At 65.5% G+C, this 12,723-nt stretch carries 14 protein-coding genes; 6 read left to right on the forward strand and 8 right to left on the reverse strand.

Annotation, left to right across the window (positions count from 1 at the left end; translation table 11 throughout):
* Positions 1-88 precede the first annotated feature (88 nt).
* On the forward strand, positions 89-415 hold the full coding sequence (locus tag AC1DE3_RS20630; protein ID WP_476778221.1) for a hypothetical protein: 327 nt from the start codon (positions 89-91) through the stop codon (positions 413-415).
* A gap of 155 nt (positions 416-570) precedes the next feature.
* On the opposite strand, the gene AC1DE3_RS20635 is transcribed toward AC1DE3_RS20630, so the two are convergent.
* The 4 genes from AC1DE3_RS20635 to AC1DE3_RS20650 form a co-directional block, all read right to left on the reverse strand.
* The gene (locus AC1DE3_RS20635; RefSeq protein WP_476778220.1) at positions 571-1,611 is read right to left on the reverse strand and encodes a zinc-dependent alcohol dehydrogenase family protein; all 1,041 of its coding nucleotides are present in this window, start codon (positions 1,609-1,611) and stop codon (positions 571-573) included.
* A gap of 128 nt (positions 1,612-1,739) precedes the next feature.
* Positions 1,740-2,627 (reverse strand): MBL fold metallo-hydrolase, encoded by an 888-nt coding sequence (locus AC1DE3_RS20640; protein WP_476778219.1) that lies wholly within the window; start codon positions 2,625-2,627, stop codon positions 1,740-1,742.
* Positions 2,628-2,732: 105 nt separating this feature from the next.
* Positions 2,733-3,392, reverse strand: coding sequence for a peroxiredoxin (locus AC1DE3_RS20645; RefSeq protein WP_476778758.1), 660 nt, complete (start codon positions 3,390-3,392; stop codon positions 2,733-2,735).
* Positions 3,393-3,591: 199 nt separating this feature from the next.
* Positions 3,592-3,867: a hypothetical protein gene (locus AC1DE3_RS20650; RefSeq protein ID WP_476778218.1), complete on the reverse strand. Its 276-nt coding sequence runs from the start codon at positions 3,865-3,867 to the stop codon at positions 3,592-3,594.
* A gap of 157 nt (positions 3,868-4,024) precedes the next feature.
* Here AC1DE3_RS20650 and AC1DE3_RS20655 point away from each other — a divergent pair, with 157 nt between their 5' ends.
* The gene (locus tag AC1DE3_RS20655; RefSeq protein ID WP_441513420.1) at positions 4,025-4,192 is read left to right on the forward strand and encodes a hypothetical protein; all 168 of its coding nucleotides are present in this window, start codon (positions 4,025-4,027) and stop codon (positions 4,190-4,192) included.
* Between the two features lie 89 nt (positions 4,193-4,281).
* On the opposite strand, the gene AC1DE3_RS20660 is transcribed toward AC1DE3_RS20655, so the two are convergent.
* A complete protein-coding gene (locus AC1DE3_RS20660) occupies positions 4,282-4,488 on the reverse strand; it encodes a hypothetical protein (protein WP_441513421.1) in 207 nt (68 codons plus the stop codon).
* A 243-nt stretch (positions 4,489-4,731) separates the two neighbouring features.
* On the opposite strand from AC1DE3_RS20660, the gene AC1DE3_RS20665 reads away from it, so the two are divergent.
* Positions 4,732-5,271 (forward strand): PRC-barrel domain-containing protein, encoded by a 540-nt coding sequence (locus tag AC1DE3_RS20665; RefSeq protein WP_476778217.1) that lies wholly within the window; start codon positions 4,732-4,734, stop codon positions 5,269-5,271.
* 75 nt (positions 5,272-5,346) lie between these two features.
* On the opposite strand, the gene AC1DE3_RS20670 is transcribed toward AC1DE3_RS20665, so the two are convergent.
* The gene (locus tag AC1DE3_RS20670) at positions 5,347-6,873 is read right to left on the reverse strand and encodes an NAD(P)H-hydrate dehydratase (RefSeq protein ID WP_476852718.1); all 1,527 of its coding nucleotides are present in this window, start codon (positions 6,871-6,873) and stop codon (positions 5,347-5,349) included.
* A 282-nt stretch (positions 6,874-7,155) separates the two neighbouring features.
* On the opposite strand from AC1DE3_RS20670, the gene AC1DE3_RS20675 reads away from it, so the two are divergent.
* Both AC1DE3_RS20675 and glnA read left to right on the forward strand, forming a co-directional pair.
* On the forward strand, positions 7,156-7,494 hold the full coding sequence (locus AC1DE3_RS20675) for a P-II family nitrogen regulator (RefSeq protein ID WP_441513424.1): 339 nt from the start codon (positions 7,156-7,158) through the stop codon (positions 7,492-7,494).
* A 96-nt stretch (positions 7,495-7,590) separates the two neighbouring features.
* A complete protein-coding gene (gene glnA / locus AC1DE3_RS20680) occupies positions 7,591-9,000 on the forward strand; it encodes a type I glutamate--ammonia ligase (RefSeq protein ID WP_441513425.1) in 1,410 nt (469 codons plus the stop codon).
* Between the two features lie 121 nt (positions 9,001-9,121).
* Here glnA and AC1DE3_RS20685 read toward each other — a convergent pair whose 3' ends face one another.
* A complete protein-coding gene (locus tag AC1DE3_RS20685; RefSeq protein WP_476778215.1) occupies positions 9,122-10,528 on the reverse strand; it encodes a TIGR03808 family TAT-translocated repetitive protein in 1,407 nt (468 codons plus the stop codon).
* 72 nt (positions 10,529-10,600) lie between these two features.
* Between AC1DE3_RS20685 and AC1DE3_RS20690 the strand changes: the two genes are divergently transcribed.
* Complete coding sequence (locus tag AC1DE3_RS20690; RefSeq protein WP_441513426.1) at positions 10,601-11,431, forward strand: FkbM family methyltransferase; 831 nt, start codon at positions 10,601-10,603, stop codon at positions 11,429-11,431.
* A 7-nt stretch (positions 11,432-11,438) separates the two neighbouring features.
* Here the strand turns inward: AC1DE3_RS20690 and AC1DE3_RS20695 are convergent, their stop codons facing one another.
* Positions 11,439-12,662: a glycosyltransferase family 4 protein gene (locus AC1DE3_RS20695; RefSeq protein WP_476778214.1), complete on the reverse strand. Its 1,224-nt coding sequence runs from the start codon at positions 12,660-12,662 to the stop codon at positions 11,439-11,441.
* Positions 12,663-12,723 lie beyond the last annotated feature (61 nt).

The following is a 12,723-nucleotide window of genomic DNA, read 5'->3' on the forward strand; positions in this document are numbered from 1 at the left end:
GCCAGCCCTGTCTCGTCACCCTTGCGACCCCGCCGCGCATCAGCGCGGGCGGATGATCCCGCGTGTCTCGCCCGACCGGAGCCCCGCCATGCCGAAGAACCAAAGCCTCTTTGCCGATATCCCGCCGATCACCGATTTCGAGAGCTGCCAGAGGGCACGGCCGCTGATCCTGCAGCGTCTCGGCGATACCCTCGGTGTCTGGGAAGGCTGCGAGAACAAGAGCTGCATCCGGGCGCGGAGCTGCCGGCGCAGCGACGGGGCCTGCCTTACCGCCTTCATGCAGGCGGTGCCGGACGAGGAGCGCCGGGAGTTTCGCTACGCGCTGGAGAACCGCAGCAAGGGGCTCGACGCCGACGAGGCGATCGCGCGGGCACAGGCGCGCGTCGCGGAGGAGAGTGCGCGGCAGGGCGAGTAACAGGGCGTCATTCTCGGGCGGAGCGCAGCGCAGACCCGAGAATCTCTGGCCGAATGAGGCGTCGGAGCCTCCTCGTCATGAGATGCTCGGGTCAAGCCCGAGCATGACGCGCATCGGCGCAGTCGCGAAGCTGGCTTACGCCCCTCGCCTCCCCCTCAGAACCGGTCGATGATCGTCACGCCCGTGCCCTCGAAGCGGTCCATCGCCATCAAGGCGGGGATCGATTCGGCGAGGTCGATGCGGCGGCCGACGAGCTGCTGCGGGGTGAGCTTGCCGGCGCTGATCATGTCGAGCATCGCGCCATAGCGATGCGCCTGCATGCCGTGGCTGCCGAGGATTTCGAGCTCGTGGGCGATGACCTGCGCCATCGGGATCGGCGGCGTCGCCTGCTCCGCCAGCAGCAGCCCGACCTGGATATGCTTGCCGCGCTTGCGCAAATTCGCCACCGAGTTGAAGCAGGTCTGGGGGTGGCCGAGCGCATCGAGCGAGACATGGGCGCCGCCGCCGGTCGCGTCGCGCACGGCGGCGACGACATCGGGTTGGGTCTTGGCGTTGATCGTCACCGCGGCGCCGACCTCGCGGGCGAGCTTGAGCTTGTCGTCGGAGATGTCGACGGCGACGACCTGGGCGCCGAGCGCATTGGCGATCATGATCGCGGAGAGGCCGACGCCGCCGCAGCCATGCACCGCGACCCATTGCCCGGCCGAGACCTTGCCCTGGTCGACCACGGCGCGGAACGAAGTCACGAAGCGGCAGCCGAGGCTGGCGGCCGTGGCGAAGTCGATCTCCTCCGGCAGGCGCACGAGGTTGAAATCGGCCCGGTCGATGCGGACATACTCGGCGAACGAGCCCCAATGGGTGAAGCCGGGCTGGAACTGGTCGTCGCAGACCTGCTGGTTGCCGGAATGGCATTGCGGGCAGGAGCCGCAGCCCGCGACGAAGGGCACGGTGACGCGGTCGCCCTCGCGGAAGCGCACGACGCTGCGGCCGACCGCGGCGATGACGCCGGCAAGCTCATGGCCCGGCACATGCGGCAGGCGGATATCGGGATCGTGCCCGACCCAGCCATGCCAGTCGCTGCGGCACAGGCCGGTCGCCTCGACCTTGATGATGACGCTGTGCGGCTCCGGCACCGGGTCCGGCACGATGCGCAGTTCGGGGGCCTGCCCGAAGGCTTCGTAGACGACGGCTTTCATGGGGCGGGCCTCCTTGGGTCGATCGCCCGTGTCATGCGGCACCGCCGGCGGAATCGTCAATTGCGACGGATCGCCGTTCCTCGCCTGCGCGTCCTCCGCCGGCAAGCGCGGGCGCTGTCCTCGGTCGTTCAGGCTCCGCCGGCCTTCAGCGCATCGATCGGGAATTTCAGGTAGCGCCGCCCGTTGGCTTCAGGCTCCGGCAGGCGGCCGCCGTTGATGTTGACCTGCAGGGCATGGAGGATCAGGCGCGGCATCGGCAGCGTCCGGTCGCGGGCCTCGCGGAGGGCTACGAACGCGGCCTCGCTCCGGCATTGGACGATGTGGGTATTGGCGGCCTTCTGCTCGGCGACCGTGCTCTCCCAGCGGGCCGGCCGGCCTTCCGGCCTGTAGTCATGGCCGGTGAACAGCCGCGTCCGGTCCGGCAGGGCGAGGATGGCCTGGATCGAGCGCCAGAGCCGGCCGGCATCCCCGCCGGGAAAATCGGCCCGCGCCGTCCCGCTGTCGGGCATGAACAGCGTGTCGTGGATGAAGGCGGCGTCGCCGATGAGATAGGCGATCGAAGCGAGCGTGTGGCCGGGCGTGAACAGGACCCGGACGGGCAGCTCGCCGATCCGGAACTCCTCGCCATCGGCGAAGACGCGGTCCCATTGCGAGCCATCAGCCGGAAAGCCCGGCCAATTGTAGATGGTCTTCCAGAGCTTCTGGACGTCGACGATGCGCGCGCCGATCGCGGTCGGCGCGCCGGTCCGGCTCTTCAGATAATGCGCGGCCGAGAAATGGTCGGCATGCGGGTGGGTGTCGAGGATCCACTGGAGGGCGAGGCCCTCGGCATCGAGATAGGCGAGCAGGGCATCCGCGTTTTCGGTGCCGACAGCCCCGGATTTCTCGTCGAAATCGAGAACCGGATCGATGATCGCGCACTGCCGCGTGGCCGGATCGGCGACGACGTACTGGATCGAGCCGGTCGGCGGGTCATAGAAGCCCCGCACCGACGGCCTGAGCTGCGTGATGTCCACTTCGACGCTCCCCTGCCTGCGCCAACGCCGGATGCGACCGCGGCAACGGCAACTGCCGCGGAGCCGGTCGRCACCCGCCACATCCGCGCGGGTGCCGGAGCCTTCTCAGGCCGTAGGTTGCTTCGTCTTGCGGAGATAGGGCAGGACGCGCTCGAACAGGCCGAAGCGCTTGGTCGCGTCCTCGTCGGAGACCGAGCCGGCGATGACGACATCCTCGCCCGGCTTCCAGTCCGCGGGGGTCGCCACAGGGAACTTCGCCGTCAGCTGGATCGAGTCGATCGCGCGCAGGATCTCCTGGAAGTTCCGGCCCGTCGTCATCGGATAGGTGAGCGTCAGCTTGACCTTCTTGTCCGGGCCGATGAGGAAGACCGAACGCACGGTCTGGTTGTCGGCCGGCGTGCGGCCTTCGGAGGTGTCGCCGGCCGAGGCCGGCAGCATATCGTAGAGCTTGGCGACCTTGAGCTCGCTGTCGCCGATCATCGGATAGGTGACGTTGTGACCGGTCGCGGTCTGGATGTCGGCCTTCCATTTATGGTGGCTCTCCACCGGATCCACGGAGATGCCGATGATCTTGACGTTTCGCTTGTCGAACTCGCCCTTGATGCCGGCCATCATGCCGAGCTCGGTGGTACAGATCGGGGTGAAGTTCTTCGGATGGGAAAACAGCACCGCCCAGCTGTCGCCGATCCAGTCATGGAACTGGATCGGTCCCTCCGTCGTATCGGCCGCAAAATCCGGAGCCGTATCGTTGATCCGCAGGGTCATGGCTTCCTCCAGCTCTTCTTTCGTCATGGAGACGGCTCGCAAGCTCGGCCGCATCACCGAGCGGCTGTCGCCAGGTCACGTCATAAGAGCGCGTCCTTGGCAACGGGCGTCCGGCCTTATCAGCGCGCGACGCAATTCTCGCACGAATGCCGGCCGCTCCGCGAGCCCCTATGCGCGAGGAAATGGCCGTCCGTATGCCTTAGCCAAGCCGGCGCGTGACGCCACCCTTGATCACCGGCGGCGGCGGCGGGCCCAGATAATAGGCGCCGCCCAGGCCAAGGCCGGCCCCAAGGGCAGGCCAGCCCGGATCGGCATAGGCGTTGAGCTCCCAGCAGCGCAGCCTCTGGCGCTCCGCCTCGGTGGTGGCGTCGTTGCAGCGGGAGACCTGCGAGCGCTGCCAGAAGGCCGCGGCCGACAGCGACGCAGCCGGCAAAGTGCCGCCGGCCAGCAGCGCCAGGAGGAACAACCTGTTCATCGCCTCTTCCCGTCCAGTCTCAGAACCCTATGATGACCGACTGCCCTTGCCGAACGCTTAAGCGGGGCCTTCGAACCGAAGCGCGCCGACGAGCGCAGGATCGCCGCGTACGCCGCGAGGCGGTACGGCGAGCCGGACGAGCAAAGGAGATCGCAACGTGAAACTGCCCATCGTCATCCATAGCGACGAGGACTACGATCGCGCCCAGCAGCGGGTGAAGGAATTGAACGCGATGCCGGACACTCCCGACAAGGAGAAGGAGCTGCACGCCATCGCCGAAGCCATGCTCTCCTTCGAGCTTCGCCGCGACGACGCCGACGATTGAAGCCGACGCTCGACGGAAATCGTTTCGCGCGGCGCCCCCAAACATGATCTCACGAAGCGGATGGCGCCGCTTGGCAGCGCGGAAATGCCCTAGGAGTCGTTGCTGGCGTTGAGCTCTTCGGGGCGCAGCCCCTCATCGGGCGGACCGGCCTGCGCGCCTTGGGCCGCGGCCCATTGCGAGACGATCTCGGCGATCAGCTCGGCATGCGTGCGGGGCGGATTCTGCATCGTGATGTGGTGATCGAGCGCTGCCAGAACCTCCCGGCTCAGCGAAACCGTAACCATAGCCGGCGACATCACAGTTTCCTCCTCGGATGGAACAGGGCCGCGCTCGCGGCGTTCTTCCTCCGCAGCATACGAGCACGGCCTCGTTTTGCGAGCAAATTATTTCAGAACCGAATCGAAGACAACTGTCTTCGCGCGGATGTTGCTGTCGAAACTGTTCGATTAATACTCGATAACACGTAATTTGAAACAAATCTTCCTCGCGGTTGTTATTGGAGCGACCCGCATCATCGCGGAAATATTAAGGAGGAAAACATGATCAGACATGTTGTATTCGCTTCTGTCGCAGCGAGCCTGCTCGCGGCCAGTGCGCTTGCGCAGACCAACGCTCCCTCGCCGCCGTCCTCGGCACCGTCAGCCTCGACCTCGGCAGCGAAGAGCACCCCGGCGCCAACCAATCTCGCCGGCCAGGGCAAATGGCGCACCACCAAGCTGATCGGCGTGGATATCTACGGGCCCGACGACAAGAAGGTCGGCGACGTCACGGAAGTGATCATGGACAAGACCGGCAAGGTCGAGATGGTGACCGTCGGCGTCGGTGGGTTCCTCGGCATCGGCACGAAGGATGTCGCGATCCCCTTCGATCAGGTGAGCTGGAGTGACCAGCCCATGGCTTCCCCCGCGCCCGCGCCTGCTTCGGGTGGCGGCGCGGCCGGAACCGGTGGAGCGATGCCGGCAACCCCTCCTGCCGCAGCGGCGCCCAAGGCGCCCGCGATGTACCCGGACCACGGCAAGATCACGATGACGAAGGATCAGCTCCACGCGGCGCCTGCCGTCACGTATTCGGGCACCTGAGCGCCCGCCCCATGCTCGGGAAACCGAACGAAGCTCGCCCCGCAAGGGCGGGCTTCTTCTTTTCGGTTCAACGCTTCAGCCCCTGGACAGGGCGCGGAGCAATGGCGGGATCGCCTCCGGCAGATCGTCCGCGATCAAACCCATGCCGAGCGTTTCTCCAGCGCGGCCATGCAGCCAGACGGCAGCACAAGCCGCCTCGAAGGCGCTCATCCCCTGCGCCAGCAGGCCGGTGATGAGCCCGGCCAGCACATCGCCTGAGCCGGCGGTCGCCAGTGCGGCCGAGCCTGTGGAATTGATCGCCGCCCGCCCGTCAGGCGCGGCGATCACCGTATCCGCTCCCTTGTAAACAAGGATCGCGCCCGAGCGAGCGGCGGCCTTGCGCGCCCGCTCCAGCTTCGAGGCTTCCGTCGCGATCGCAGGCTCACCGCCGAACAGGCGCTGGAACTCCCCTTCATGCGGCGTGAACACGCGCGGACAGGCGGCGTTCCGGGTCGAGACGTCCTCCCGCAGCGAGGTCGCAAGCAGGGTCAGGGCGTCGGCATCGAGCACGACCGGCCTCTCGCTCGCGAGGGCCGAGCGGACCAACGCGACCGCGCGCTCGTCAAGCCCAAGGGCCGGCCCTGCCGCAATCGCAGAGATTCGCCGGTCCAGGAGGAATTCCGAGAACGCCTCGCCATCCGCGACCGGGCGCTGCATCAGCGCATCCGGGCCGCGCGACGCATRGGCTGCCAGAGCCCCGGGAGCGCACAGGATCGTCGCAAGGCCGGCGCCGATCCGCAACGCTGCCCGCGCGCTCAAACGCGGCGCGCCGACGCCCGCGACACCGCCTGCGGCGACGGCGACCGCTCCGCGCCGGAACTTGTGCGTGTCGAGGCCGTGATGCGGCAAGGCAGCGAGCCAGAGCGCCGGCTCATTGTGGAAAGCTCTGGGTGCGATCTCTGACAATGCCGTCGCGGCCGGGATTCCAATATCGGCCACGACGATCCTTCCGCAAAGGGAACGCCCCGGCAGCAAGAGGTGACCCGGTTTGAGCCGGAAGAACGTCACGGTTTCAGTCGCGCGAACAGCGGGGCCTTCGGCCAGGCCGGTATCCCCGGACACGCCGCTGGGGACATCGACGGCGATCACCGGGCGGCCTGCGCGATTCATGAGTGCGACGGCTTCGGCGGCTTCGCCGGCGAGCGGCCGTGCGAGGCCCGCGCCGAACAGCGCGTCGATATAGAGATCTACGGCCCCGTTGGCGAGCGATGCCAGCGGCAGAACCTGCCCGCTCCATTGCGCGAAGGCGAGCGCGGCGTCGCCCTGGACGGCGTCCGGCGAGCCCAGCAGCGCGACTTTCACAGTGAGCCCGCGCGCCTGCAGAAGCCGGGCTGCAACGAATCCATCACCGCCATTGTTGCCAGGACCGCAGGCGATCGCGACCGTGGCGCCCTTCTCGACGCGCCGCAGCGCCGCCTCGGCAACGGCGCTTCCCGCGCGCTCCATCAGAGTGATGCCCGCCATACCGGCGCCAATCGCAACGCCGTCCGCTCGCCGCATCTCGTCGGTCGAAAGCAGGGCGAGATCCGATGGCTGCGTCGCTTCGGCTTGAGAGATCGTCATGCCGCATGATGGGACCGTCTGGCCCAATATCGCAAGACGATGCGGATCAGGCCGATTGCCGCTGAATTAATCATATGAACTATTTTTGTGCTGTTTTTTGCCTCCTACACAGGCGAAGGAATGGGGCCTGCCGCATGGCGGGGCGTTTGCGCCAATGCTATGAGCAGACGTACGGTCGCAATCATCCGAAAGCCGAGGGGCTCCCAGCCCGCGCCGACGGATTTTTGCAGTTCTTTTCCGGCACGCGCCGGAGCCTGAAGCGCAGTGGAGGTCGATCGGCGCATGAAGAAGATCGAAGCGATCATCAAGCCCTTCAAGCTGGACGAGGTGAAGGAGGCGCTTCAGGAGGTCGGTCTGCAGGGGATCACGGTGCTCGAAGCCAAGGGCTTCGGACGCCAGAAGGGCCATACCGAACTCTATCGCGGCGCCGAATACGTCGTCGACTTCCTGCCGAAGGTGAAGATCGAGATCGTCCTGAGCGACGACATGGTCGACCGCGCCATCGAGGCCATCGTCAAGGCCGCCCAGACCGGCCGCATCGGCGATGGCAAGATTTTTGTATCAACGGTCGAGGGGGCGATCCGCATCCGGACCGGCGAGACCGGCGCGGACGCGATCTGAGATCTTTCCCCCGCATCACGGAATCAAAGGCCGCGGCTGGATTGGAGCCAGCGACGGCCCACGAGTTTGAAAACTGCTGGCAAGAGGAATGCTGAAATGAAAAGCGCCAAGGATGTCCTCAAGGCGATCAAGGACAATGACGTCAAATACGTCGACTTCCGCTTCACCGACCCGCGCGGCAAGTGGCAGCACGTGACGTTCGACGTCGGCATGATCGACGAGGACATCTTCGCCGAGGGCACGATGTTCGACGGCTCCTCGATCGCCGGCTGGAAGGCCATCAACGAGTCCGACATGCTGCTGATGCCGGACCCGACGACCGCGACGATGGATCCGTTCTTCTCGGCCGCCACGATGGTCATCAACTGCGACGTGCTCGAGCCCGGCACCGGCGAGCCCTATGGCCGCGACCCGCGCGGCATCGCCAAGAAGGCCGAGGCCTATCTGAAGTCGACCGGCATCGGCGACACCGTCTATGTCGGCCCCGAGGCCGAGTTCTTCGTCTTCGACGACGTCAAGATCGCCGCCGACCCGTACCATACCGGCTTCAAGCTCGATAACGTCGAGCTGCCGACCAACGGCTATGCCGATTACGAGGGCGGCAATCTCGGCCACCGCATCGCCACCAAGGGCGGCTACTTCCCGGTCCCGCCGCAGGATTCCGCTCAGGACATGCGCGGCGAGATGCTGGCCGCCATGCAGTCGATGGGCGTGGTCGTCGAGAAGCACCACCACGAGGTCGCTTCGGCCCAGCACGAGCTCGGCATGAAGTTCGACACGCTGACGCACACCGCCGATCTCATGCAGATCTACAAGTACGCGATCCACAACGTGGCCCAGAGCTACGGCAAGACCGCGACCTTCATGCCGAAGCCGATCTATGGCGACAACGGCTCGGGCATGCATGTCCACCAGTCGATCTGGAAGAACGGCAAGCCGGTCTTCGCCGGCAACAAATATGCCGACCTGTCGCAGGAGTGCCTGTGGTACATCGGCGGCATCATCAAGCATGCCAAGTCGCTGAACGCTTTCACGAACCCCTCGACCAACTCCTACAAGCGCCTCGTCCCGGGCTATGAGGCTCCGGTGCTGCTCGCCTATTCGGCGCGCAACCGCTCAGCTTCCTGCCGTATTCCGTGGACGACCTCGCCGAAGGCCAAGCGCGTCGAGGTCCGCTTCCCCGATCCGATGGCGAACCCCTATCTCGCCTTCGCGGCCATGCTGATGGCCGGTCTGGACGGCATCGTGAACAAGATCGATCCCGGCCCGGCGATGGACAAGGACCTCTACGACCTGCCGCCGCGCGAGCTGAAGAAGATCCCGACCGTCTGCGGTTCGCTGCGCGAGGCGCTGGAGTCCCTCAAGAAGGACAACGCCTATCTCAAGGCCGGCGGCGTCTTCAACGACGATTTCATCGAGAGCTATATCGAGCTCAAGATGCAGGATGTGGCGCGCTTCGAGATGACGCCGCACCCGGTCGAGTTCGCGATGTACTACTCGTATTGAGGATTTCGGCCGGCTTCGCAGGGAACCGGCCGCGCGCTTCCTCCCGGCCGCGCTTTGCGGCCAACCTTTGTGAACCGGGGCGGAAACGCCCCGGTTTTTCTTATTGGCGAATGGAGAGCCGTCAGGACGCGCGATTATGCGCGATCAGGATCTGGGCGCCGGCTCCGGCCGTCTGTGACAGCAGATTGGCGTTGTAGCTGACGAGCGGCGGCGTCAGCCCGATCGTCGTCGCCGAGACGAGCGCGTTGCTGCCGGATCCGGATATCACGTTGTTCGCGATCACCATCTTGCCGGCTGCCGCATTGGCCGAGAAGGCGATGCCGACGCCGCATTGCCGCAGAAGGTTGCCATCACAGACGAGGTCGCGGGCGCCCTGCGCAACACCGAGCTTGATGCCACCCAGGGCGTTTTCGACGATGTTGCCCGAGACGATGCAATCCTGCTCGACGGTGACGCCGATTGCCATCGTCGAATAGGGCCCGATGCCGCCGGAAGCCGGAATGGCGTTCGAGGACAGGTTGCTGATCTGGTTGCCCTGAATGACGGCCCTGCGGGCGGTTCCGTCGCCGAAAAAGCCGGAATTGGTGACGTAGACACCGTCCCCGGCCGTATCGACCCTGTTGTTGACGATCGTGACGCCAGTGCTGTCCTGCCCCGAGGCGGGAGCCTCGTAGTAGAGGCAGCCCTCGCGAATGTTCCAGCAGGTGTTGTCGGCGATCAGGCAGCGCGAGCCACCATTGATGCGCACCGCCGAGAAATCGCAGTTCATGATGACGTTGCCGGTAATCGTTACGTCATTGGCCAGATAGACGGCGACACCGTTGCCGTTGGCTCCAGTTCCGTAGTCGCTCGCGACGAAGTTGATCCTGTTGTTGCGAATGGTTGAGAGGTTGCCGCCGCTGCCGACGGTGCCCCACACCGCAATGCCGTTGTTCTTGGCGCCGGTGACCGTGCAATCATCGACAAGGATCTCGGAGCTGAAGGCCCAGATTGCGATGTCGACATTGTCGAATGTGGACGCTGTGATGACCGGCAGCGAGTCGTTGACACAGAGCAGGCCTGCCTTGTAGGCGCCGGTCGTTGGCTCACCGGCCGTCTTTACCGTGTTGCGGAAGGAGCAGTTCCGAAACGCCGTGTTCTTGGCATTGTCGAGGATGACCAGCCCGGCAGCCGCAGTGATGACATTGGGCGCGCCATAGGCGGGCAGCGCGATGTTCTGTCCGTCGAAAGTCAGGTTGCGGAAGCTCATCCCCGATTGGCCGGCAATGCGCAAGCCATAGCTGCCGCCCGTCAAGGTCAGGATCGCCGAACCCGCCGGGCAGTAGACTTCGATGCCGCGCCCGGCTCCGTTCGTTGTCAGAATGTCAATATTGGAAAGGCTATAGCTGCCGGGCCGAACTTGAAGCGGCTTGCCGGCAACCCGTGCGGCGTCGATAGCATTGCCGATCGGCCCGCTGGTGAACCCGGCCGGCGGCGGCGTGGCGGGGTCGGCGATGACGACATCATCGAAGACGCGATATCCAGGCATGTGGTGTCCCTTGTTATCGGAATGTTTCAGGGACCGTCGGTATATTGGCGCCGGAGGCGACGGGGATAAGTCATGGGTGCGCTGTTTCGAATCCGGGATCTGGCGATCAAGGCCCTAGTGCGGCGGCAATGGGGGGAGCTGCGCCGTCATTCTCCCCGGCTTGCGGTCATCCCGCATGAACATGTCGGGCTTGCCGTCCTCACCAACGGCCTGTACGAGCGCGAGGAGCTCGCCTGCCTGACGGAACTGATCCGGAACCTTGCTCTGGGCGAAGGCATCTGCCTCGATATCGGCGCCAATATCGGCAATCATGCAGTGGTCTGGTCAGGTCTCTTCGACAGCGTCGTCTGCTTCGAACCCAACCCGCAGATGAGCGCTGTCCTGCGCGCGAACCTGGCCCTCAACCATTGCACCAATGTCCAGGTGGCCGAGGTTGGGCTGGGGCCGGAAGACGCCGAACTCCCTTTCTCCTTCCACGAGGAAGGCAATGACGGGACCGGCACCTTCGCAAAGGGGAACGGCGACAGGAGCTTGCCTGTGCGCCACGGAGACCGCCTTGTCACGGAGCTTGGCCTGGATGGGCGCGCGATCACCTTCGTGAAATGCGATGTCGAGGGCTTCGAGCACTCCGTTTTCCAGGGCCTGTCCGAAACCCTGGCGCGGCATCGGCCCGTGATCGCCTTCGAAAGCAATTCAGCAGAGCTCGGCGCGTCGAGCTGGAACGTCCTGCGCAGCCTTGGGTACGACCGCCTCTACATGCTCAGACATACCGCTCACACGGCCTCGCCGCTCACGCGAGAGTTCGTGCGGCTATTCCAGGGGCACGAGTGCCGGATCGAACCTATCGACGCCCCTCCTGCCTTTTCCGCCAATCTGCTTGCGGCCGCACGGCCATTGACCTGAAACAAGCCTACGCCGTCGCAGCAAAGGCAGCCCGATAGCTGGCGCGCAGCGCCTCGACATGACGACCGAGCGTCGGCGGCTCTGCCCAGAAGGCCTGATGAGCCGCTCGCCCGAGACGTGACGCGAAAGCGTCGTCGCGCAAGGCAATGAGAGCTTCGGTCAACGCTCCGGCTTCGACGGCGGGGAGAACAAGGCCGTCGATTCCATCACGCACACGACCGGCGGCGCCGATCGTGCGCGGCACGATGGGCGGGACACCCTGCGCCATCGCCTCGCCCACGGTCAGCGGCCCTGTCTCATACCAGAGCGATGGCACCACCAGGCAGCGGGCGGCGCGGAGTTCGGCGAGGACCGCATAGGAATCGAGCCAACCGGTGATCTCGGCATCCGGGTTGAGGCCAGCGACCGCAGCCTTGATCTCATCGTCCCCATCACCCACGAACCGTAAGGCAACGCCGGCTTCGCGAGCCGCCTGCGCCAGGACCAGAATGCCCTTCTCCTGGGTAAGCCGGCCGACGAAGGTGGCATGACGGCTTTTGGCCACGTCCGCAGGCGCGTGCGGCGTCGCGTTCATCATGTTTTCGATCACAACATGCCGTGCCGTGCGTGGCAGGAACGGCTCGGCGACGTCGCGAGCAAACGCGCTGACATGAATGAAGAGCGGCCTTTGCAAACCCCGCAGCGCCTTGTCCGAACGCCATTGCCGGGCAACGCGGACCAGCTTGTGGATATAGGAGGCGCGATCGCAATTGGCGCTGACGCAACCGATCGACATCGGCCTCTTCCGACAGGGCGCTCCGGCCTTGAAGTCGAAATAGCCGCCGACCGGACAAAACGAGAAGTAATCATGCATCGTGATCGCGACCGGCATCCCGCTCTCGCCCGCAGCGGCGATGGCAGCCGGGCTGAAGGCCTTGGTCCATTGGTGGAGATGGACGAGGGTCTCGCGGCGGGGCTGCTTCGCAAGCAGTTCGCTCAGGAAGGCATGCGCCCGGGCGTTCCAGATGCCCTGGCGCGCGGCTGCGACCTTGCTGCCGACCTGCCAGACCTCCTCACCGGCGAAATGCGCGACATCGATCAGCCGATGATCGAGACGGTCTGAAACCGGACCGATCGCGTAGGCGAAGACGACTTCGACGCCGGCCTCGGCCAAGCCGCGGGCGCTCTCGATCGCCACCTTGGCGGCGCCGCCGTTGATCGAGCCGAAATCGCTGACGATGACCACGCGCATGAAGAACTCCAGAGATCATTCCAGCGGCAGGGATGGCGGGAGCCTCGACGTGGCGCGAGCA

This window comes from Allobosea sp. 10L417 (assembly GCF_056395485.1).

Excerpts from the sequence above, each read along its gene's own strand:
- AC1DE3_RS20630 (WP_476778221.1), top strand. The coding sequence starts at position 89 with ATGCCGAAGAACCAAAGCCTCTTTGCCGATATCCCGCCGATCACCGAT.
- AC1DE3_RS20660 (WP_441513421.1), bottom strand. The coding sequence starts at position 4,488 with ATGTCGCCGGCTATGGTTACGGTTTCGCTGAGCCGGGAGGTTCTGGCA.
- AC1DE3_RS20695 (WP_476778214.1), bottom strand. The coding sequence starts at position 12,662 with ATGCGCGTGGTCATCGTCAGCGATTTCGGCTCGATCAACGGCGGCGCC.
- glnA (WP_441513425.1), top strand. The coding sequence starts at position 7,591 with ATGAAAAGCGCCAAGGATGTCCTCAAGGCGATCAAGGACAATGACGTC.
- AC1DE3_RS20650 (WP_476778218.1), bottom strand. The coding sequence starts at position 3,867 with ATGAACAGGTTGTTCCTCCTGGCGCTGCTGGCCGGCGGCACTTTGCCG.
- AC1DE3_RS20675 (WP_441513424.1), top strand. The coding sequence starts at position 7,156 with ATGAAGAAGATCGAAGCGATCATCAAGCCCTTCAAGCTGGACGAGGTG.
- AC1DE3_RS20635 (WP_476778220.1), bottom strand. The coding sequence starts at position 1,611 with ATGAAAGCCGTCGTCTACGAAGCCTTCGGGCAGGCCCCCGAACTGCGC.
- AC1DE3_RS20685 (WP_476778215.1), bottom strand. The coding sequence starts at position 10,528 with ATGCCTGGATATCGCGTCTTCGATGATGTCGTCATCGCCGACCCCGCC.
- AC1DE3_RS20645 (WP_476778758.1), bottom strand. The coding sequence starts at position 3,392 with ATGACCCTGCGGATCAACGATACGGCTCCGGATTTTGCGGCCGATACG.
- AC1DE3_RS20665 (WP_476778217.1), top strand. The coding sequence starts at position 4,732 with ATGATCAGACATGTTGTATTCGCTTCTGTCGCAGCGAGCCTGCTCGCG.
- AC1DE3_RS20690 (WP_441513426.1), top strand. The coding sequence starts at position 10,601 with ATGGGTGCGCTGTTTCGAATCCGGGATCTGGCGATCAAGGCCCTAGTG.